At 46.0% G+C, this 21,243-nt stretch carries 15 protein-coding genes, 1 tRNA gene and 1 pseudogene; 14 read left to right on the top strand and 3 right to left on the bottom strand.

Features of this window, described 5'->3' with window-relative positions; all coding sequences use genetic code 11:
• Positions 1-32: 32 nt before the first annotated feature.
• The 3 genes and pseudogenes from mnmE to mnmC form a co-directional block, all read left to right on the top strand.
• A complete protein-coding gene (gene mnmE / locus ICN21_RS00080; protein WP_216176017.1) occupies positions 33-1,394 on the top strand; it encodes a tRNA uridine-5-carboxymethylaminomethyl(34) synthesis GTPase MnmE in 1,362 nt (453 codons plus the stop codon).
• 90 nt (positions 1,395-1,484) lie between these two features.
• Positions 1,485-3,350: a phosphoenolpyruvate carboxykinase (GTP) gene (locus ICN21_RS00075; RefSeq protein ID WP_216175924.1), complete on the top strand. Its 1,866-nt coding sequence runs from the start codon at positions 1,485-1,487 to the stop codon at positions 3,348-3,350.
• Between the two features lie 46 nt (positions 3,351-3,396).
• Positions 3,397-4,398, top strand: a pseudogene (mnmC, locus tag ICN21_RS11045) (FAD-dependent 5-carboxymethylaminomethyl-2-thiouridine(34) oxidoreductase MnmC); the annotation flags it as partial.
• A 59-nt stretch (positions 4,399-4,457) separates the two neighbouring features.
• Here mnmC and ICN21_RS00070 read toward each other — a convergent pair.
• Positions 4,458-7,121, bottom strand: coding sequence for a DNA topoisomerase III (locus ICN21_RS00070; RefSeq protein ID WP_370624030.1), 2,664 nt, complete (start codon positions 7,119-7,121; stop codon positions 4,458-4,460).
• 205 nt (positions 7,122-7,326) lie between these two features.
• The gene (gene dprA / locus ICN21_RS00065; protein ID WP_216175922.1) at positions 7,327-8,010 is read right to left on the bottom strand and encodes a DNA-processing protein DprA; all 684 of its coding nucleotides are present in this window, start codon (positions 8,008-8,010) and stop codon (positions 7,327-7,329) included.
• A 76-nt stretch (positions 8,011-8,086) separates the two neighbouring features.
• Here dprA and def point away from each other — a divergent pair, with 76 nt between their 5' ends.
• The 8 genes from def (at position 8,087) to ICN21_RS00025 (ending at position 16,969) form a co-directional block, all read left to right on the top strand.
• The gene (def, locus tag ICN21_RS00060) at positions 8,087-8,602 is read left to right on the top strand and encodes a peptide deformylase (protein ID WP_216175920.1); all 516 of its coding nucleotides are present in this window, start codon (positions 8,087-8,089) and stop codon (positions 8,600-8,602) included.
• Between the two features lie 9 nt (positions 8,603-8,611).
• The gene (gene fmt / locus ICN21_RS00055) at positions 8,612-9,616 is read left to right on the top strand and encodes a methionyl-tRNA formyltransferase (RefSeq protein WP_216175918.1); all 1,005 of its coding nucleotides are present in this window, start codon (positions 8,612-8,614) and stop codon (positions 9,614-9,616) included.
• Between the two features lie 16 nt (positions 9,617-9,632).
• Positions 9,633-10,949 carry a 16S rRNA (cytosine(967)-C(5))-methyltransferase RsmB gene (rsmB, locus tag ICN21_RS00050; protein ID WP_255534136.1) on the top strand — a complete coding sequence of 439 codons (1,317 nt, stop codon included), beginning with the start codon at positions 9,633-9,635 and terminating at the stop codon, positions 10,947-10,949.
• Positions 10,946-11,527, top strand: a complete 582-nt coding sequence (locus ICN21_RS00045) for a DUF4390 domain-containing protein (protein ID WP_216175916.1) — start codon at positions 10,946-10,948, stop codon at positions 11,525-11,527. Before rsmB ends, ICN21_RS00045 begins: the two co-directional genes overlap by 4 nt.
• Positions 11,524-13,836: an ATP-binding protein gene (locus tag ICN21_RS00040; protein WP_216175915.1), complete on the top strand. Its 2,313-nt coding sequence runs from the start codon at positions 11,524-11,526 to the stop codon at positions 13,834-13,836. The genes ICN21_RS00045 and ICN21_RS00040 overlap by 4 nt, the downstream gene beginning before the upstream one ends.
• Before the next feature lie 2 nt (positions 13,837-13,838).
• Positions 13,839-14,522, top strand: a complete 684-nt coding sequence (locus tag ICN21_RS00035) for a response regulator (protein ID WP_216175913.1) — start codon at positions 13,839-13,841, stop codon at positions 14,520-14,522.
• A 109-nt stretch (positions 14,523-14,631) separates the two neighbouring features.
• Positions 14,632-16,836, top strand: a complete 2,205-nt coding sequence (locus ICN21_RS00030) for an OsmC domain/YcaO domain-containing protein (protein WP_216175911.1) — start codon at positions 14,632-14,634, stop codon at positions 16,834-16,836.
• A gap of 57 nt (positions 16,837-16,893) precedes the next feature.
• A tRNA-Phe gene (locus ICN21_RS00025) sits at positions 16,894-16,969 on the top strand.
• A 226-nt stretch (positions 16,970-17,195) separates the two neighbouring features.
• On the opposite strand, the gene ICN21_RS00020 is transcribed toward ICN21_RS00025, so the two are convergent.
• A complete protein-coding gene (locus ICN21_RS00020) occupies positions 17,196-17,891 on the bottom strand; it encodes a TetR/AcrR family transcriptional regulator (protein WP_216175909.1) in 696 nt (231 codons plus the stop codon).
• 225 nt (positions 17,892-18,116) lie between these two features.
• On the opposite strand from ICN21_RS00020, the gene ICN21_RS00015 reads away from it, so the two are divergent.
• The 3 genes from ICN21_RS00015 to ICN21_RS00005 are packed head-to-tail and all read left to right on the top strand — an operon-like array spanning position 18,117 to position 20,635.
• Positions 18,117-18,677: a hypothetical protein gene (locus ICN21_RS00015; RefSeq protein WP_216175907.1), complete on the top strand. Its 561-nt coding sequence runs from the start codon at positions 18,117-18,119 to the stop codon at positions 18,675-18,677.
• A 55-nt stretch (positions 18,678-18,732) separates the two neighbouring features.
• On the top strand, positions 18,733-19,341 hold the full coding sequence (locus tag ICN21_RS00010) for an HXXEE domain-containing protein (RefSeq protein WP_216175905.1): 609 nt from the start codon (positions 18,733-18,735) through the stop codon (positions 19,339-19,341).
• A 34-nt stretch (positions 19,342-19,375) separates the two neighbouring features.
• Positions 19,376-20,635: a hypothetical protein gene (locus ICN21_RS00005; RefSeq protein ID WP_216175902.1), complete on the top strand. Its 1,260-nt coding sequence runs from the start codon at positions 19,376-19,378 to the stop codon at positions 20,633-20,635.
• Positions 20,636-21,243 lie beyond the last annotated feature (608 nt).

Genomic DNA, 21,243 nt, shown 5'->3' with positions numbered 1-21,243 from the left:
GCATAGCATTTCATGAAAAACAAACAGCAATGATGACTCGTAAGCTTCCCATCATTGCTGTAGCAACCGCCCCAGGTAAAGCTGGGGTTGGTATTGTCCGCTTGAGTGGACAATACCTAAGGCCAATCATCAAAGCCCTTTTTCAAAGGGATCTACCTCCTCGCCAAGCAACCCTGCTCAGCTTGCGCGATGCGGGCGGGCAGCTCATCGACCAATTGGTAGCAATTTATTTTGCCGCACCCGCTTCGTTTACTGGCGAAGATGTTTTGGAGTTGCAGTGCCATGGCGGCCCTCAGCTGCTTGAGCTAGTAATGAGGCGCTGCCTCGAGCTTGGCAAAGAAGCTGGTCTCGTTATCGCTGAGCCCGGTGAGTTCACTCTACGCGCCTATCTCAACAACAAAGTTGACTTAGCCCAGGCCGAGGCAATAGCAGACTTGATTGATGCTCAGAGTGAGGCAGCCGTCCGTGGAGCTGCTAGATCCTTGCAGGGCGCCTTTTCAGACGACATCAATAGTCTTGTTGAAGAAATTACCCAGCTAAGAGTTTTGGTGGAATCGACCCTTGATTTCCCCGAAGAAGAAATCGAGTTTCTAGAAAACGCGCAAGCACGCGAGCGTCTTTCGGCAGTGAAAACAAAACTTCAAGCGCTGCGCAACAACGCCAAGCAAGGAAAAATTTTGCGCGATGGCATACAGCTGGTATTGGCTGGCGCTCCCAATGTTGGCAAGAGCTCACTCTTAAATAGGCTGGCCGGTGAGGAAGTTGCTATCGTGACTCCTATTGCTGGCACCACCCGGGATAGAGTGAAAGAAAGCATCCAGATTGAGGGGGTGCCAATGCACATTATTGATACCGCTGGATTAAGGCAAACCTCGGACGAGGTTGAGGCAAAGGGGATTGAGAGAACCTGGGATGTGATTCGTCTGGCAGATTTGATTATTTTCTTGACCGCCCCGAATGCCGAAAAAGAAGCTAATGATTTAAGGGTTCAAATTTTGGATGCCGCACCCGCCAATTGCCCCGTTTTGGAGTTGATGAATAAGTCTGATTTATTGGATAAAAATTCCGGCGTCATAAAAGATAGCGCCTTGTTGATTTCAGCGAAAACAGGCGAGGGTATTGAAGCCCTGAAACAGAAAATTCTCGAAATCGTTGGCTGGAGTGGCCCTCAAGAAGGGGCAATTGTTGCTCGCAGGCGCCACTTGGATTGTTTAGAGCGCGCCGCCGAACATATTGAAAAATCAGAAAAATTTGCTGCAAATGGTAATAATTCGCTTGAATTGTTCGCAGAAGAGCTATCTTTGGCCCAAAATCATCTTGGCCAAATAACGGGCAAACTCCTACCAGATGACCTTTTGGGCAAAATTTTTAGCCAATTCTGTATCGGCAAATAAGAGCTTGGTCGTGTGACTTGCTGAGCCGTCAAATATGTCCAAAATGATAAAATCATTGGATTAAAAAATTCAATCTTCATGGGGAAACATATGACTTCAACTATTAGCGGCCAAGTGAATGCGAATGCGCCGGCTTACGTAAAAAACGAGCGTTTAATTGAGTGGGTTTCAGAGGTGGCTGCACTCACAAAGCCTGACGCCATTCGTTGGTGCGACGGCTCTCAAGCTGAGTACGATGAGTTGTGTGAATTATTGGTAAGTGCCGGGGTTTTCAAGCGACTCAATCCTGCAAAACGGAAAAATTCATTTTTAGCGCTTTCTGACCCGGAAGATGTCGCCCGCGTTGAAGACCGCACTTTCATTTGTTCGGCTAAAAAAGAAGATGCTGGACCTACCAATAACTGGGTGGAGCCAAATGAAATGCGCGCAACATTAAATCCATTATTTGATGGTTGTATGCGTGGCAGAACAATGTATGTAGTGCCATTTTCAATGGGCCCAATCGGCTCGCCAATTGCCCACATCGGCGTTGAGTTATCTGACAGCCCTTATGTTGCAATCAATATGCGCCTCATGACCCGTATGGGCAAGGCAGTGATTGATCAGTTGGGCGCAGATGGCAAGTTCGTTCCTTGTATCCACACCGTAGGCAAACCATTGGCAGACGGTGAAAAAGACGTTGCATGGCCGAATAACAAAACCAAATACATTGTTCATTACCCAGAGACGCGCGAGATTTGGTCTTTTGGTTCAGGCTACGGTGGCAATGCTTTGTTGGGCAAAAAATGTTTCGCATTGCGTATTGCATCCAATATGGGTCGCGATCAAGGTTGGTTAGCTGAGCATATGTTGATTCTTGGCGTAACTTCACCTGAAGGCAAGAAGTATCACATTGCTGCCGCATTCCCATCCGCCTGCGGAAAAACCAACTTCTCTATGATGATTCCGCCAAAAGGATTTGACGGCTGGAAAGTCACCACAATTGGTGATGACATTGCATGGATCAAGCCACGCAAAGACTCGGTTACCGGCAAAACACGTTTGTTCGCGATCAACCCAGAGTCTGGTTACTTTGGTGTTGCCCCTGGCACAAACCGTCAAACCAACCAAAACTGTATCGATTCCTTAAACCAAGATGTGATCTTTACGAACGTTGGCTTAACTGATGATGGTGATGTTTGGTGGGAGGGTTTGACAGAAACACCACCAGCACATTTGATTGATTGGCAGGGGAAAGACTGGACTCCAGCAGATGGCGCTGCAGGCCGCAAAGCTGCCCATCCAAACTCACGCTTTACAGTAGCCGCGACCAATAACCCTGCAGTAGATCCAAAGTGGGATGACCCAGAAGGCGTTCCAATTGATGCATTCTTATTCGGTGGCCGCCGTTCTAATACCGTGCCATTGGTAAGTGAAGCGCGCGATTGGGTAGAGGGTGTTTACATGGCTGCTACTTTGGGCTCAGAAACCACCGCTGCGATTACTGGTCAAATTGGTGTCGTACGTCGAGACCCATTTGCAATGATTGCGTTTGCTGGTTACAACATGAGCGACTACTTCCAGCATTGGCTCAACATTGGTAAGAAGCTTGAGGCGGACGGTGCCGTATTGCCGAAGATCTACTGTGTGAACTGGTTCCGTAAAGACGAAAATGGTAAGTTTATATGGCCAGGCTTTGGCGAGAACATGCGGGTTCTTTCATGGATCTTGAATCGTGCTGAAGGTAAAGCAAGAGGTAAAGAAACCCCATTTGGTATTTGCCCAGAACACACCGATATGCATTGGGGCGGCCTGGACTACTCTGCTGAGAAGTTTGCTAAAGCGATCCATGTAGCCGTTGATGACTGGAAAAATGAGCTGAAGCTGCACACAGAATTGTTTGATCACCTTGGCGAGCGTTTGCCTAAAGAGTTGCAAGAGACTCGTGCCAAGATCGAACAGCGCTTGAACGTGTAAGCTGCTAAGCTATTAGTAATTTTTACGCTACCCCTAGATTAAATTAATGACCGAACCCCAACACCATGAAATCGTGGTGATTGGGGCAGGCATTTGTGGCGCAACCATCACAAATGAGTTGCTCGAACGCGGCAAGTCCGTCTGCGTTATTGATGCCTCTCACTCCCCTGCTACCGCTTGCTCCAGTCATGCCTATGCGATAGCGCACCCGCATATTGGAAAAGGCTCCCCTCGTTTATTACGCTTAACGCGCCTGGCATTTTTGTTGGCCGAAGCTCGGTGGGGAAAGACTTGGAGAGCACATGGCATTTTTCAGCCGACAAAAAAAGATAGAGAGTTTAATCGCGTAGAAGTCTCGGCCCACCTTCATTCTCTAGATTTAAAAGAAGACATTGCGATTGCCCTCGATGTTGAAGAAGCCAGAACAATGTGTGGCATCTCACAAAGCGGTGTTTGGATTTCTCGCGGGGCTTGCTTAAATTTATTGGAGGCAAGCAAGCAACTACTGAAGGAGCATGAGCGCCTAACATGCCTTTGGAGTACTCGTATTACAAGGCTGGAAGAGTGCAATGGAATATGGCACTTATTTGATTGCTCAAACAATGTGCTCATCAGTGCGAAGAAGGTCGTGATTGCTACAGCAATCGATAGCAAAGATTTAATTAATAGCCTCGGGGTGCGTCTCCCCCTAAAACCAGTGCGCGGGCAACTCAGTATTTTTTCAATTGGGCCCGATGACCCTTGGGTGTCAAAGTTGCCCAAGGTAGGCATTTCAGGGGATGGCTATTGTTTGCCAGCAGAGCAGCTAGAAGACGGCAGCTATCGCTGGATCGTTGGCTCTAGTTTTGATGAAGGCGAAGATGACTTGTCTCCAAGAGAGGCGAGCGATGAATTTAATCGGGCACAGGCTAAAGGCTTGCTTGACTATCCAGACGGCGATTCCAGCAGCCTTATTAAAAACGATGAGTTTGTTGGCGTGCGCTGTGTTGCTGGCGATCGTCTTCCAATCATTGGAGCGCTTCGTCAGCGCCCGGGAATTTTCTTGGCTACTGCCTTGGGGTCAAGGGGGATTTTGTGGTCAGCCTTAGCGGCTAAGCTAGTTACAGCTCAGCTACTAGAGGACGACTTTGCCTTGCTTACGCGCTTAGGTTTTGCTGCGGATTTAGTTGCAGCGCTGGCACCCGCACGTTTCTTAGCGGGCGCTTTGGCTGCACCAGGTGCTTTAGCCTCAAATTCAAAACCAATTTTTCCATCAGAACCAAGTGCTAAGTAGGCCTTAAAGCCTCGCCCAGTGCGGTTAGATTTGAAGTTGGTCAGCAGATCCGTTTTGCCTTCTTTGAGCAATTTTTGAATTTGTTCAGCCGACACTTCTTGCTGAAGGACAACTTTACCTGTTTTGAAGTCGCAAGATTTACTAGGGCCAGTATTGTTTTCGCAAACATAGCGCATGCCATCTTCATAAACGGCACCAGAACATTTTGGACATACGCCTAAAGCTTGGCGACCGGTGAAATCTATCGCTTCTGTTTCGTCATCTTGCGTGTTGCCAAAATCAAACTCTAATTTAAAGCCTGCATTTGGATAGTCAGCATCATCTTCTGGAATTTCAGTTAGCTTAATGATGGCGGCAAAGGGGCGACCTATTTTGCTGCGAAATCCTTGTAAAGGCCCAATCGTTTTTTCACGTAACAACTCTTCTACTTCAGGGTATTCAAATGCGCGCCCACCGGGAGTTTTGCTAATCGTAAAGCCACATTTTTCACAAGCAAAGCGACGATAGTTTTCTTTCACCGGCCCTTTGCAGTGTGGGCAGGGCGTGGTCATTGTCGCGTAGTCGCCTGGGATAGTGTCACTGTCATATTCTTTTGCGCGCTTCACAATGCGTTGAGTCATCTGTGCAATTTCTTGCATGAAGGTGTCGCGATTCATCTTCCCTTGCTCGATGAGCGATAACTTATTTTCCCAGCTGCCCGTTAAATCAGGGCGAGTTAATTCTTCTACATCTAAGCCGCGCAGCAAAGTCATTAGCTGGAATGCTTTCGCGGTAGGAATCAGTTCACGCGCTTCGCGCACAATGTATCTTTCGGCCAGCAAGCCTTCGATGATGGCTGCTCGCGTTGCTGGAGTCCCAAGACCTTTTTCGGCCATGGCTTCCCGCATTTCATCATCATCAACCCATTTGCCTGCACCTTCCATTGCAGAGAGCAAGGTTGCTTCTGTATAGCGGGCTGGGGGCTTGGTTTTCAAGGGTACAGAAATCACAGATTCTGTTTGAACCGTTTCACCTTCTTGCACTGGCACCAACTCATCATCTGCCTGATTCGATTTGCCATAAACAGTTAGCCAACCCGGATTTACAAGGACACGACCCTCTGTTTTGAAGTGATGCCCAGATGCTTCGGTAATCCGAGTCGTGACCCGGAATTCAGCAGCAGGATAGAAGACAGCCAAGAAGCGACGCACTATCAAGTCATAAAGCTTTGCTTCTGGCTCGCTCAAACTCTTCGGCGACTCTAGGGTTGGGATGATCGCAAAGTGATCAGAAATCTTGGAGTTATCAAAGATTCGCTTATTAGGTTTGATCCAACCGTAACCCGCTTTTGCTTTGGGGTCCTTGGGATCGCCCTGCAAAATTTGTTTAGCAAACGGACGATATTCTTGCGAGTGATCTGCAAGGTTCTCCATGGTTTGCTTCACGGTATCCAAATAATCTTCCGGCAGCGCTTTTGCGTCAGTACGGGGATAAGTCAATACTTTATGGCGTTCATACAAAGCTTGCGCAAGGCCTAGTGTGTTTTTTGCAGAGAAACCAAAACGTGCATTGGCTTCGCGCTGCAAGCTAGTCAAATCAAAAAGTTGTGGTGCAAGCTGGGTCGCTGGTTTTGCTTCTTCACTGACGGTTGCTTTTTTTCCGCGACAAGCGGCCACAATACTTTGCGCTGCAGCTTCGCTCCAAAGGCGATTCTCGCGAGCATCAGGTTCGGTGACATCTTTCTTAAACTTAGGATCAAACCAACGACCTTCATATACTCCAGCTGCAGCAATAAACTCCGCCTTTACTTCCCAATAATCTTTTGAAATAAATTTGCGGATGAGTTCTTCACGCTCTACAACAATAGAGAGAGTTGGTGTTTGTACGCGACCCACAGTAGTTAAGAAGAAGCCACCACTCTTGCTATTGAAAGCAGTCATGGCGCGGGTGCCATTAATACCCACGAGCCAATCAGCCTCAGAGCGGCAGCGTGCCGCATCAGCAAGCGGCTGCATATCTTCATCGCTACGCAGGTTAATAAAGCCATCACGAATGGCCGCTGGCGTCATCGACTGAAGCCATAGGCGTTTAATCGATTGCGATGCTTTTGCATGCTGGGCAATCAGTCTGAAGATAAGCTCACCCTCGCGTCCCGCGTCACAGGCATTAATCAATGAAGTGACGTCTTTGCGCTTGATCAATTTTTGTAGCACTTTTAAGCGCGACTCTGTTTTAGCAATCGGGCGCAAATCAAAATAAGGGGGCACCACTGGCAGGTTGGCAAAAGACCACTTGCCACGTTTGACGTCATATTCTTCTGGCGCAGCAATTTCTAAAAGATGGCCAACAGCAGACGAGACTAGAAAGTCATCGCTTTCAAAATAGTCCTCATGCTTGGTAAAGCCGCCCAGGGCTTTAGCGATGTCATTGGCAACCGAGGGTTTTTCGGCAATGATCAGCGCCTTTGGGTGATCCACGGATGAGGTCTTGGAACTGCTTTTGGTAGATTCTTTAGCCACGCGTTTGCCTAAATTTGAGCCTGAATAAATGTTTTTAATAGGGAAAAAGGATGATCAATTTAAACCAAATTACGATTTAGCCTATTGCAGATCCCTTTTTTATTATTAACCGATAAATCCTGAAAAGTCCAAAAAAGCCCTTTTTAAAGCATTTGAGATTCCTATTAGGCGACTTTTTGTTGGATAAAACCCTCTTAAAATCCCTTTAAATGGGGTTTTTGAGAAAAATGAGCTCTTCCAGCACATCTTGGGGGCTTCGAACCAACTTGGCCCCCTGTTGTATGAGTTGATGGCAGCCTGCAAAAAGAGGGTCATCAATGGGGCCGGGTAAAGCAAAAACCTCTCTTCCCAGCTCACAGGCAAGACGGGCAGTGATTAAGGAGCCTGATTTTTCAGCAGCTTCGATTACTACTACACCTAGCGACAGGGCTGCAATGATGCGATTTCGCCTGGGAAAGTGAAAAGCTTTTGGACCAACCCCCGGCGGAAACTCTGAAACCAATAAACCATGATGCCCAATCGTCGTCATCAGTCCTTGGTGCTCCGGAGGGTAGGCAATGTCTAGCCCAGTCCCGCATACGCCTACCGTGTGATGGTTTGCCCCAAGACCAAGTGTGGCGCGGTGTGCTGCCCCGTCAACTCCCTTGGCTAGCCCGGAAATAATGGTGCCACCAGCCTTAGACAGGCTTTGGGCAAAGTGGCTGGCATTTTTGAGTCCTTTGGCACTGGCGTTGCGCGAGCCCACAATGGCGATCATGGGCATCAGCAGCAGCCCAATATTCCCTTTTGTATATAGGCAACTTGGAGGGTCGAAGAGATCATTGAGGCGAGCTGGGTAATGTTGATCCCCGCGCACAATTTTGCGGATGGTTCTTGGTATTGATGACATAGGTAGCAAACATTTTGATCTGCGGGGGATTATGAACAATCAGGACAGACGGATTGCTCTGTTAGATAATTCCCACATGGCTTTGTTAACTGTCCTTTGTTACCCCGACCCACGCTTGCATAAAGTTGCTAAACCTGTGGCGCAGGTAGACGCTCGTGTTAAAAAAATTGTGGCTGATATGGCTGACACTATGTATGAGGCGCCTGGAGTTGGGTTAGCTGCAACACAGGTCGATATTCATGAGCGCATTGTTGTGATTGATGTTTCTGATGAGCAAAATGAGTTGATGGTTTTTATTAATCCAGAAATTATTTGGGCGAGTGCTGAAACAAAATCTTGGCGCGAAGGCTGTCTTTCAGTGCCTGAGTTTTATGATGAAGTTGAACGCCCAGCCCAAATACGCTTGAAGGCTTTAGATCTTGATGGCAAGGAGTTTGAGATTGCGGCTGATGGACTATTAGCCGTTTGTTTGCAACACGAATTAGATCATCTGCAAGGTAAAGTATTTGTTGAGTACCTATCCTTGCTCAAGCGAACTCGTATCTCACAAAAAATGAAAAAGCGCGCCAAAGAATTGGTAGGTCAGCGCTAGTCGCCCTGCATGAAGATTGTCTTTGCCGGCACCCCTGAGTTTGCAGCGCAAGCGATGCGCGCAATTGCTGAGGCTGGCCATGAAATCGTGCTCGCGCTCACTCAGCCTGACCGCCGCGCTGGTAGGGGAATGCATTTGCAAGCCAGTCCTGTCAAAGAGTTTGCATTAGAGAAGCAGATACCAGTGATGCAGCCAGAAACGCTGAAACGCAATCATCCTGATGCGCAAAAAAAGCTACAGGCAGAAGAATCATATCAACGCTTATCCCAGCTTGATTTTGATGCGATGGTGGTAGTTGCTTATGGCTTGATATTGCCCCAAGAGATTTTGGATATTAGCGAACGTCCAGGTAGGCATGGAAGTTTTAATATTCATGCATCCCTATTGCCTCGTTGGCGCGGTGCCGCTCCCATTCAGCGCGCTATAGAGTCAGGCGATCATAAGACGGGCGTATGCATTATGCAGATGGATGCGGGCCTTGATACGGGCGACACGGTTTTGCTTGAGGAGCTTGAAATTGCTCCCAATGAAACAAGCGTGACCTTGCACGATAGATTAGCTGCTTTGGGCGCAAAGTTAATTGTGAACACGCTTGCTCAGTTGGGGGGTGTTAAATCTTTGGCTCGCATACCGCAATCAAATATAGGCATTACCTATGCAGAGAAAATATTAAAAGCAGAGGCTGAGATTGACTGGAGCCTGAGCGCAAAGCAAATTGATGCTCGTATTCGGGCGCTTAATCCTTTCCCTGGTGCCAGCAGTAGTTTTACTGGGCATGGGATTAAATTTTGGAATTCATGCATGCCAAAAGAGGCTCCTAGTAAGTCGGGTTTGCCTGGCGAAGTTCTGGGGTTTGGTGAGGAGAGTATTTATGTGCAGTGCGGCTCTGGTGTGCTTGAGGTTATAGAAATGCAAAAGCCCGGCGGAAAAAGAATGAACGCAAAACTTTGTTTGCAAACATTTGATGTTGCTGAAAAACCATTTTGTTTTAAAACAAAGGTCGAGCAATCTTGACGTCGAGTAAAACCCATTGCTAGATCAAAAAACAGCCCAAAGCCTGCCACTTTCAGAAGCAATCACTATTGCCGCACAAGCTATTGGTGAGGTTATGAGTGGCAGGTCTCTTACCGAAGTGTTGGACCAACTAGATGCCCACGAGAGACCCATAGTTCAAAGCTTGAGTTTTGATGCGCTGCGTAAATGGGTTCGCTCTCATGAATTGATAAAACAATTTGTACCCAAAACTCCGCCACCTGAAGTTGATCATTTATTGAGCGTTGCAATTGCGTTGTTTAGGCGCGATGGCATCGAGGGCAAAGGCTATGCAACCCATACGATTGTTGATCAGGCAGTCAGGGCGTGTGGCGAGTACGACCAAACCATGTATGCCAAGGGCTTAGTAAATGCTGTGCTTCGCAAAGTGAGCTTGATTTTGCAGCCCCCCGAGGGCAAACCTAGTTACCCGCAAGACCCTATCTCGATGTATGTTCCCGCGTGGTGGCGCGCAAACCTCAAGCGAAATTACTCGAAGCTATGGCAGTCCATTTTATTTGCTCAAGCGAAGCGCGCACCCTTCATTTTGCGAGTGAATCAAAAACAATATACGCGGGAGCATTATCAAGCTTTATTAAATGATGCTGGTATTGCATCTTCTCCCATTGAGTCGGTAGCAGGCATTACTTTACCCAGTGCGCTATTGATCACAAATCCTGTGCCTGTTTCTGAGTTGCCGGGTTTTTATGGTGGTGCTGCATCAGTACAAGATGCTGGCGCTCAATTAGCAGCAATTCTATTGAACCCCCAACCAGGTGATTTAATACTAGACGCTTGCGCAGCGCCAGGTGGAAAGACGGCCCATCTATTAGAGCTAGCAGACTGTCAGATGGTTGCGCTAGAGTTAGACGGCTCTCGCCTTGGAAAAATTGGCGGCAACTTAGATCGATTGCGCTTGCACTCTGAAAAAGTAAAGGTAATTCGCGGTGACGCATCAAAAGCTGCTTGGTGGGATGGCACTCTCTTTGACAAAATTTTGTTAGATGCCCCTTGCTCGGCCTCGGGCATTGTTTCTCGACATCCAGATATTCCATTTTTACGGCGTGAGGCAGATATCAAGTCCTTGCAGAAAAAGCAACGTGAAATCTTGATCCAGGCATGGAAGATGCTCAAGCCCGCAGGACTACTTTTGTACGTTACTTGTTCGGTGTTTCCGGAGGAGGGTGAAGAGCAGGCAGCTTGGTTTGCGCAGCAGCATGGCAATGCGGTACGATTAGATGCTCCGGGACAGCTTTTGCCAACCGAAGCGAACGATGGTTTTTACTATGCTTTGTTTAAGAAAAATGGGCCATGAGCCGAAGAATTAAGCAATTCATCTTTGTGGGTTTAATGGCCTTGAGTATTTTTTCAACGGCTGTTAATGCCGAGGGCATCAAAATTAAATCCTTTGAGCTAGAGAAGGTCGATAACGATTGGCTGCTAAATGCCACCTTCCAAATTGAGTTGTCGCCGGGCTTGGAAGATGCTGTACAAAAAGGCGTTGTGCTTTATTTTCAGACAGACTTTGAGTTGACGCTCTCGCGCTGGTATTGGTTTGATGAAAAACCAAGCTCTGCCCAAAGACAAGCGCGCTTGTCTTATCAGCCCTTGACTCAGCAATATCGTATTGCCTCCGAAGGCTTTAGTTTTTCTGCCAAAACGATTTCTGAAGCCTTGCAAGCGGTTGGCAGTATTGGTGGTTGGCGCGTGATTGATAACAGCCAGCTTGACCCCAGTAAAGCATACACCGCAAGCTTGCACATGGCCTTGGATTTAAGCAAGCTACCCAAACCATTTCAGGTAAATGCCCTAAGCAGTCGAGAGTGGAATGTCTCTAGTGATTGGTTCCGTATGCCTTTCTCTGCCGGTGGATCAAATTTAATTAAGCGATGAGACAAGCTATAACATCGGCTAAGCCCAGCTTCTTTGAATCCAAGGTCTGGAGAAAAAAAATACTGCCAGCTGCAATAGGCTTGATTGGAGCATTGGCATTATTGCTATTGGCTTTGTTATCGATTGCTTCCTCCAACACCGAATTCTTTGACCGTTACTTTATTTGGCTTTATGCAGCAAACCTGGTAATTGGCGTTTGCTTAACGCTTGTCATTTTGACTTTAGCCATCGTGATTGCTGTGCGTTGGCATCGCGGTCACTTCGGTACACGTTTGATCGCCAAACTGGCAATGATTTTTGCCCTGGTGGGAGTGGTTCCAGGATTAATTTTGTACGGCGTTTCTCTTCAGTTCGTTTCCCGAAGCATTGAAACTTGGTTTGACGTACAAGTCGAGTCCGCACTCAACTCTGGCCTAGAGTTGGGACGCGTTACTTTAATGGTTGCCCAAGATGAAATTTTGGCCGAAGGGAATTTCATTGCTGAACAAGTTGTACTAGTTCCTGAGGGCTCAAGCTCTGAGCTGGTTGCAGCTATGGTAATGAAGATTCGTAATCAATTTGGCATTCAAGAAATAAGTCTTTTTAGTATCCACCGTAACATGATCTTTACAAGCGAGCTAATGCCTCAAAAGTACTTCCCCCCGCCTAGTGACGAGGTCATTGCGGAAGCATTTAAAAAGAAGGGCCTGACCTTCATAGATCAAATTGAAATAGATGGTGGCCAACGCGGTTATCGAGTGAGGGCGATTGTGCCAATTGTGCGCAAGAAGTCTATCCAAGGAAAACCCGATCCCAACAAAGAGCTAGACGATAAATACTTTCTTCAGTTGGTACGTTTCATTCCCGGCTCACTATCTAAGAATATTGATGCGGTTGAATCTGCCTATACTGATTATCAAGAAAAGTCTTTGGGCCGCACCGGTTTGCGCAAGATGTTTGTTGGTACTCTCACACTGACACTCTTTTTTGCATTATTTGTCGCGGTGATTTTGGCCTTACTATTAGGCCGTCAACTTGCCAAACCATTGCTGATGTTGCTCACAGGAACTCAGGCAGTTGCCCAAGGCGATTTGTCGCCCAAGCCAGAGCTCGATACGGGCGATGAGCTTGGCATGCTGACACGGCAATTTAATGTGATGACCAGGCAATTGGCCGACACGCGCACATCTTTGCAAGAATCCAAGGCCTTTTTAGAAAAGGTTTTGGGAAGCCTCACTGCAGGGGTGTGTATCTTTGATAAAAGCTATAACGTAGTGTCTAGCAACGCTGGCGCAGACCGCATCTTTGCACAAGATTTAACCCTTTTGGACGGCAAACCACTGAGTAGTAATCCCGCGCTTTTGGAGTTTGAAGAAGCCATTAAAGAAGGCTTCGCAAGCCTGAAGCTCGCCGTTTCTAATGATGTGGCTGATTCTGCAGCCCAATCAGCCCAACAGGCGGCGCCTATCTGGCAAAAACAAGTTCAGCTTCATACTGCTAATGAATTTGATAATGAGTTAGGTGTAACCCTGTTTGTACGTGGCACACAGCTGACGACGGATCTGCGCATGGTGGTCTTTGATGATATTACTGATGTCATTAGTGCACAAAGATCGATTGCTTGGAGTGAAGTTGCAAGACGCCTTGCCCACGAAATTAAAAATCCACTGACCCCAATTCAGCTCTCTGCTGAGCGCTTACAACACAAACTTGCGGGTAAGCTCAGTCCCGAGCAAGAGGACATGATCAATCGCAGCACCGAGACCATCATTGGACAGGTCCAAGCCATGAAAGAAATGGTGAATGACTTCAGGGATTTCGCAAAGACCCCCACACCACAACTAAAGCCCATCTCCATTAATACGCTCACCACGGAAATACTCGGTCTATACGAGGGCAGCCCCTTACGAACCCAGCTCGATCCACGCTGCCCAAATATCTTGGGAGACTCAACTCAGCTGAGACAAGTTATTCATAATCTACTCCAAAACGCTCAAGATGCTACGCTGGAGGGCAGTCACCATGCTGAACCGGTCGAGGTAAAAACAGAGTTGGTGGCTTATGGCGAGCAAGATGGCGTCACTCAAAATGCAGTGCGATTAACAATAAATGATTGTGGAGTTGGATTTACAGCTAAGATATTGGCAAGAGCATTTGAGCCTTATGTAACAACTAAGAGCAAAGGCACGGGATTAGGCTTGGCGGTCGTTAAAAAAATTATTGACGATCACGGTGCCAAAATAGAAATACGAAATCGTATGCGAGGAGAAGAAGTGGTCGGTGCACAAGTATCTATTTTGTTTATGAACTTAGCAAAAGAGGCGGCCTAAGCATGGCGAGCATTTTGGTCGTTGATGATGAGATGGGCATTCGTGAGCTTCTCAATGAGATTCTGACAGATGAAGGCCATACTGTTTATGCTGCAGAGAGCGCTATTCAGGCGCGCACTATTCGTGAACAAATGCGTCCTGATCTTGTGCTATTAGACATTTGGATGCCAGATACTGACGGCATCACTTTATTAAAAGAGTGGTCGAAGACCGGGCAGCTAACCATGCCAGTAGTCATGATGTCTGGTCATGCCACAATAGATACGGCAGTTGAAGCCACACGCATTGGCGCACTGAATTTTTTAGAAAAGCCGATTGCTTTACAAAAACTTCTGAAGACCGTCAGCAAAGCCCTAGAGAATTCACCAAAATATATAGAGCCAGCAGAAGAGAGATTAGTTCAGTCCAGCCTATCTGCAGGCGCTTTCCCAAAGTCGCTTGGTGCTGAGCCTGCTCCAGCGCCTGCCGAAGGCGAGTTCATCAGTGGAATCTCCAAAACGTATTTTGATCTACCCCTACGAGAAGCCAGAGATCTTTTTGAAAAGGCCTATTTTGAGCATCAAATGCAAATTATGGGTGGCAGCATGACGAAGATCTCTGAATACACTGGACTAGAAAGAACGCACTTATATCGTAAGCTCAAAGCTTTAGGAATTGATACATCACGCAATAAGGGCGAGCAATAGGCCTGACAATATTTGCCGTAAGCACTTGGTAAATATTTTTGCATGTGCGTTTGTTTTAAAGCTAAGGCCGTGCTCACCCCAGTGATATATCTTATTCGGAATCATTCCTATGGAAATTAAAGTCAACTTTCTCGACAAGTTTCGCCTTGAAGCTAAGTTCGATGACTTCACCGTAATTGCCGATCAATCGATAAGGTATAAGGGTGATGGTTCAGCTCCTGGACCATTCGATTATTTTCTGGCTTCATCGGCCCTATGCGCTGCTTATTTTGTGAAGCTGTACTGCGACACCCGAAAGATCTCTACCGAAAATATTCGTCTCTCACAAAATAATATTGTCGATCCTGAAAATCGCTATCAGCAAATTTTTAAGATCCAGGTTGAGTTACCAGAAGATATTTCTGCCAATGACCGCCAAGGTATTTTACGCTCCATTGAGAGATGTACTGTAAAAAAAGTGGTGCAAGCCGGTCCAGAGTTTGTCATAGAAGAAGTTAAAAACTTGGATGCCGATGCGCAGACCTTGTTGACTTTAAAGCCTGCTGCTGATGCAAAAACTTTTATTGCCGGCAAGGATCTACCCCTAGAGCAAACCATTGTCAATATGTCTGGTGTGTTAGCAAACCTTGGAATCAAGATTGAAATTGCTTCATGGCGCAACATTATTCCAAACGTGTGGTCCTTACATATACGCGATGCACATTCGCCGATGTGTTTTGCCAACGGGAAAGGATCAACAAAAGAAAGCGCTTTGGCGTCTGCTTTAGGAGAATACCTCGAGCGATTAAGTAACAACCATTTTTATGCTGGCGCATACTGGGGCGAGGATATCGCCAAGAGAGCATTTGTGCATTATCCGAATGAGCGCTGGTTTCAACCGGGTGGCGATGATGCATTACCAACAGAAATTTTGGATGAATATTGCCTGGAAATTTTTAATCCTGACGGTGAGTTGCGTGGCTCACATTTAATTGATACGAATTCAGGCAATGTAGAGCGCGGTATTTGTTCGTTACCTTATGTACGTCAATCTGATGGCAAGACTATTTATTTTCCATCGAACCTGATTGAAAATCTTTATGTCAGCAATGGCATGAGTGCTGGCAACACCCTCGCTGAGGCCCAAGTGCAGTGCCTATCAGAGATTTTCGAGCGGGCAGTTAAACGTGAAATTCTAGAAGGTGAAATTGCTCTACCTGATGTGCCGCAGGAAGTACTGGCTAAGTATCCTGGCATTCTAGAAGGGATTCGAGGATTAGAAGAGCAGGGCTTTCCAGTGTTAATAAAGGATGCCTCACTTGGCGGGGCTTATCCAGTGATGTGCGTGACCTTAATGAATCCACGAACAGGGGGCGTGTTTGCTTCCTTCGGAGCACACCCGCGTTTAGAGGTCGCATTAGAGCGGAGCTTAACGGAATTACTCCAGGGTCGAAGCTTAGAGGGACTTAATGATTTGCCACCACCCACTTTTTCAAGCGAAGCGGTGACCGAACCCAATAACTTTGTTGAACACTTTATTGATTCCAGCGGCATAGTGTCATGGCGTTTTTTTAGCGCAAAGTCAGATTATGAATTTGTTGAATGGGATTTCTCGGGGCGGGGTGAGAGCTCTAATGCTGAGGAGGCTGCGGCCTTGTTTGGCATCCTCAAGGATATGAATAAAGAAGCTTACGTTGCGGCATACGACGAACTAGGCGCGATAGCCTGCAGAATATTGGTCCCAGGTTATTCGGAGGTTTATCCAATTGAAGATCTGGTTTGGGATAACACGAACAAGGCCTTGTTATTTCGTGCTGATATTTTGAATCTACACACATTAGATAACGCTAGACTGGGTGCATTGCTTGAGCGTCTAGAAAATAACGAGCTAGATGAGTATGGTGACATTGCGACATTAATTGGCATTGAGTTTGATGAAAATACACCTTGGGGCCAGTTAACAGTTCTGGAGTTGAAGTTGTTAATTCATCTTGCATTAAAGCAATTTGATGAAGCACATGAGTTAGTAGGCGCCTTCCTTCAATACAACGACAACACAGTCGAGCGCAAATTGTTCTATCAGGCCTTAAATGCAGTTCTAGAGATTCTGCTAGATGATGATTTGCAGCTTGATGACTACGAAGTCAACTTTCGCCGTATGTTTGGCAATGAGCGGATGGACGCGGTAATGGGTTCTGTAGATGGCGCACTGTGTTTTTACGGCCTGACCCCAACCAGTACAAAACTGGAGGGGCTTGACCGACACCACCGCTTGATTGACAGCTATAGGAAATTACATGCTGCCCGCTCCAAGGCTTTAACTACAGCTAGTTAAGTCCAGCAAGCCCATTTTTCAAGCTAAAACACACTTTCATTTATAATTCCCAGTCTTGGCCTGGTAGCTCAGTCGGTAGAGCAGAGGATTGAAAATCCTTGTGTCGGTGGTTCGATTCCGCCCCGGGCCACCAAGAATCACAATAGCCCACTTGTTGGGCTATTTTCTTATCTAGTGCCCAATGGTGCTTAGACCTTACGCCTAGCGTGTTTAGTCAGAGTCCACAGCTCAAATCCGTCAATCAGGATGCCGCCACTCTGGTTCTAGAATGGGATATCTGGTTCATGACGTGTCCTTTAAAAGGACAGGCCAATTGGGCATCCCTGCGTCAGTCGATGTCGTTTAAAACGACATTTCAATTAATCGCTATTAAGAAGCAATTCAAGTGCTCGCACATACTTGGCAGAATCAATTGCTTTTTCATCCATAAATACGCTTTGTACAGTAAAGCCTGGTATGACCAATCCAAATAGGGCTACGGATAACTGCTCAGTATTTTTATCTTTTTTCAACTTGCCTTTTTTCATCAAGAGAATAATTTTTTTCTCTAAGCCGCTACGAATTCTCTCAAAGTAGATCAGCATGGTTTTACGTACTTCAGGCTCAACCATTGACATTGACCATACATGAAAGGCAGTTCCTTTGCCGGGACCTTTGGTAATTTCTTCGGCAAAACTGGCTAATTCTTCAATAATCTCCAACAGACTCAAGTCACGTTCATCGGATTCTTTGAGAATAGTCTCGATCCGATCACTAAATCGACCTAGGTTCTGCTCAGTAATGATTTGAACAATTTCTTCTTTGGCTTTGAAGTGGTGATACAAGTTTCCACGGGAACAGTCTGCGGCCACTTGAATATCTTTCATGGACGTGCCAGCAAAGCCTTGTTTGGCAAAGCAGGCCCGAGCCGCCATCAAAATCTTTTCCCTGCCGCTGAAAAGATCCTCTTCCTTGGCCTTTAAAAGACGCTTTTTAAGCGTGGTGCCTTGACCTGTTCTAGCAACAGGAGAGTTTGATTTATATAGGGGCTTGGATACTTTTTGCTTACTTGCCATAGTCACTTTCTCTCAAAACCGACCGCTTGATTCAAATTTAGTAATTGTTCTCAGTATTAGCTTTAAAAGCCTGATTTCACATGGGCTTCATGGCTACATCGCTTTAAAAACCGACCGCTTGATTCAAATTTGGTACTTTAAATTAGTTGTACTTGATATAAATTTAATGCGTCTAAGTTAGACATATCAATTTTTTATCAACTTTGCAGAATTAAGAGGCAACAAATGAAGCTTAAACTTTTCTTAATACTTATCGCATTAATTCCCACATTAACAATGGCTCAGTCTAGCGCACCAGCTGGAGTTGATGCGGAGAGATACACCTGGTGTATGAAGGAGGGTTTAGGTGATGGTCGATCTTATGCTACCCCGCAGAGCTATTGCCAGCAGTGGGCGGGACCCAGCGCGTCTTCGAGCCCTAGAAGAGAGCGTCCCCAAGGAGTTGGCGGAGTTCCATGCGGATTCAATATCTATACAGGACAAATGATTTTTAGAACTAAGGCGCAATGTGAAGAGGTAGCAAAGCTTCCCGAAAAATATAGGGGTTGCAGGAATGCAGACATGCCTTTACAGCAATGCATGGCGGATATAGATGCTAACGCAGTAGCACAGCAAAGAAGAATAGCTGTTAATAAATGCCTTGCTTTTAACCAAAGTAACTGGTTAAAACAGTATTCACCATATGGAACCCTGTATGGGCCTGGTGAATACTCATATGCGCAATGGCAGGGGTTTGTGGAATACTGGTGTGAGACAAAGCCCTCCTTTAATCTGCTTGGTGGTTAGAGAGCTCATTGCTAAAAATATACTTTCATCATTTCCCTAAAGTGCAAGATATTTTTTGAGCTATCTTCGCTACCATTGGTTTGACCTAGCAATTGCCTTGGCAATTGCTTTGTCAATTGGTCTTTATATTATTCAACCATCAGGCATGACTTTGGTTTTGTGGCTGAGCCTTGGGTCTTTATTTTTACATCAGATAGAGGAATGGCGCTTCCCAGGATATTTCCCGGGCATGCTCAACTCTGCAATGTTTAATAGTGATCTGCCAGATCGCTATCCGTTAAATGCAAATAGTGGGATGATCGTAAATGTATTTTTTGGTTGGGGTGGATATTTGCTCGCCGCTTTGTTTTGGCATCAAGCAATCTGGTTAGCATTTGCAACTATCTTGATGTCTATTGGAAATATTGTTGCCCATACTATTATCTTTAATATCAAGGGCAAGACTTTATATAACCCAGGCTTAATAACTTCATGGCTATTTTTTGCACCTATTGTGTATCTATTTTTTGACATGGTGATTACTGAGCATTTAGCAACTCCATTAGATTGGATTATTGGGTTAGTCCTTGGGGCGGTAATAAATTATTTTTGCGTTTATAAGATGATCGTGTGGCTTGCCGATCGAAACACGCCTTATGTATTCCCACGATCATTCTTAAAGTGAAGCTTCTTTTTATTAGACAGAGAGAAGATTAGCAATGAAAAAATTCGGTAGTAGCCTGAAAAAAGCTATATTAGCCTTATCTGCTGTAGGAATTCTTTCCAGCTGTACAGCTCCCGTCACTCCAGACTTTACCCAGATGTCTGCAAATTATGCTGGGATTTTGGAGCAGTATCAGCTTAATAGTATTTTGATCAATATCATTCGCGCCTCAAGCGAGCGTCCCCTAAGCTTTTTAGATATTCCAAGCATCAATGGTTCTGGCACAGTTACCACAAGCCCTTCTCTTAATGCCTCCTTGAATGGAGTCATTGGAGGATTAGCTGGAGGACCAGCTGGAATTACATCCATTAGCCCAGCATTAAATTTATCATTTGGGAATAGCTTTAACTTCTCTCAATCCTCTTTGGATAACGCAACCTTTTTAAGGGGATTCTTATCTCCAATTCCGATTGAAACCGCCAAGTTCTTTATCTCTGACAACTTGCCAAGAGAGGTAATGTTTAGTTTAGTGATTGCTTCAATTGAGATTAGGCAACCTGACGGTAAAGCTATCAAATACTTTAATAATCCACTGCTTCCAGAATATCCCGAGTTTCAGACTGAGTTATATAAGCTACTAAGTTATGGGCTAACGATTGATCGTATTCAAGATGAGCCGAACAAAGCCCCTGCACCACCTATTGGTGGATTACCGGGTGGTCGCATGCCAAACATACCAATGCCAACTGGCACCAATCCTTCTTTTGCTGGGATGGCATCACCTTATGGCGGAATGGGGTCACCGTATGGCGGCATGGGCGGTATGTATGGCCAATCTCAGCCTCAGGCCCAATATAAAGTGTGCGTAGATGAGAATAAGTTTGCAAACTTTGTGAAGCAGGAATTTAGTCCAGGTATTTTTTGTAAAGCCAGCGCAAGCTCATTTAAAAAACAAGGATCTAAAGCGGAGCTTGTATTAACCATTCGTTCTACACATAGTGTTTTTGAATATCTCGGGCAAGTAGTTGCCGCTCAGAACCAAGCTAAGCCATATATAGTTGTTCTACCCCCATCTGATACTACGCATCCCCGAAAAGCTGGTGAAAATAATCAATACGCCTTGCTTGTTGTGAGAAAAAATGATCCAAGCAATAAAAGTTTTGCAAGCATTAAAAATCTTGACGGTGATGTATACAGCATTCCGTCAGAGAATAATGGCTATTCAGCTATGGTCATTCGGATCATTTCTCAGTTATTAAGTTTGAACAAGATACCAGGCAGTATTCCTAGCTCACCCGGTATTCTTCTGCGATAAGTCTATTGCGAGTGCTATATAAGCGTCCTTTTAAAGGACGCTTCATGCATGGGGTACTCCAGTCACGACAGGGAGTCGTCATCCCTGCGTCAGTCGAATCTCCACGACACCACCAAACCTTCTCGTTATCCTTGCGTGGGTCAAAATAACTCAATCAAATCAGTCTTATACAAACACCCAAGAAAGTTTTGTGCACAAAGTTAGACTCGGGTGGGGTGAACCTTTTGAGATTTAGCGGGAGTTTAGTCTGGGGGACAGAGTTGAAAATCCTTGTGTCGGTGGTTCGATTCCGCCCCGGGCCACCAAGAAATACTGGTCCTTACCGGACACATGGTTTACATCCGGTACCGACCACATGGTTTACACCTCCAGTAAGCCATCTTCGTACTTTCATTCCACGGCATAGAGTGGTCCCTCCTATGCCAAAAACTGTAAAGTATGTGTCCGGTATAAAGTGTTTACTATGTGTCGAGTCGTACAAAAGGTCCGTACCGGACACATGGTTTACATCCGGTACCGACCACATAGTTTACAGTTGCCGTTCACCCCAATACTTTGGGACCAAATGGATTCTCTAGGGCACTAACTTTATGAGATTCCATATCAAA

The sequence above is a fragment of the Polynucleobacter sp. AP-Feld-500C-C5 genome (assembly GCF_018882265.1).
In the GTDB taxonomy this organism is placed as follows: Bacteria; Pseudomonadota; Gammaproteobacteria; order Burkholderiales; family Burkholderiaceae; genus Polynucleobacter.
This window is presented reverse-complemented; position numbering and strand designations above follow the sequence as displayed.

Bases quoted from the DNA above. Each gene is read 5' to 3' on its own strand.
- mnmE (WP_216176017.1), top strand. From the start codon at position 33: ATGACTCGTAAGCTTCCCATCATTGCTGTAGCAACCGCCCCAGGTAAA.
- ICN21_RS00075 (WP_216175924.1), top strand. From the start codon at position 1,485: ATGACTTCAACTATTAGCGGCCAAGTGAATGCGAATGCGCCGGCTTAC.
- ICN21_RS00005 (WP_216175902.1), top strand. From the start codon at position 19,376: ATGAAAAAATTCGGTAGTAGCCTGAAAAAAGCTATATTAGCCTTATCT.
- ICN21_RS00035 (WP_216175913.1), top strand. From the start codon at position 13,839: ATGGCGAGCATTTTGGTCGTTGATGATGAGATGGGCATTCGTGAGCTT.
- ICN21_RS00020 (WP_216175909.1), bottom strand. From the start codon at position 17,891: ATGGCAAGTAAGCAAAAAGTATCCAAGCCCCTATATAAATCAAACTCT.
- ICN21_RS00015 (WP_216175907.1), top strand. From the start codon at position 18,117: ATGAAGCTTAAACTTTTCTTAATACTTATCGCATTAATTCCCACATTA.
- def (WP_216175920.1), top strand. From the start codon at position 8,087: ATGGCTTTGTTAACTGTCCTTTGTTACCCCGACCCACGCTTGCATAAA.
- ICN21_RS00030 (WP_216175911.1), top strand. From the start codon at position 14,632: ATGGAAATTAAAGTCAACTTTCTCGACAAGTTTCGCCTTGAAGCTAAG.
- ICN21_RS00045 (WP_216175916.1), top strand. From the start codon at position 10,946: ATGAGCCGAAGAATTAAGCAATTCATCTTTGTGGGTTTAATGGCCTTG.
- dprA (WP_216175922.1), bottom strand. From the start codon at position 8,010: ATGTCATCAATACCAAGAACCATCCGCAAAATTGTGCGCGGGGATCAA.
- ICN21_RS00040 (WP_216175915.1), top strand. From the start codon at position 11,524: ATGAGACAAGCTATAACATCGGCTAAGCCCAGCTTCTTTGAATCCAAG.
- fmt (WP_216175918.1), top strand. From the start codon at position 8,612: ATGAAGATTGTCTTTGCCGGCACCCCTGAGTTTGCAGCGCAAGCGATG.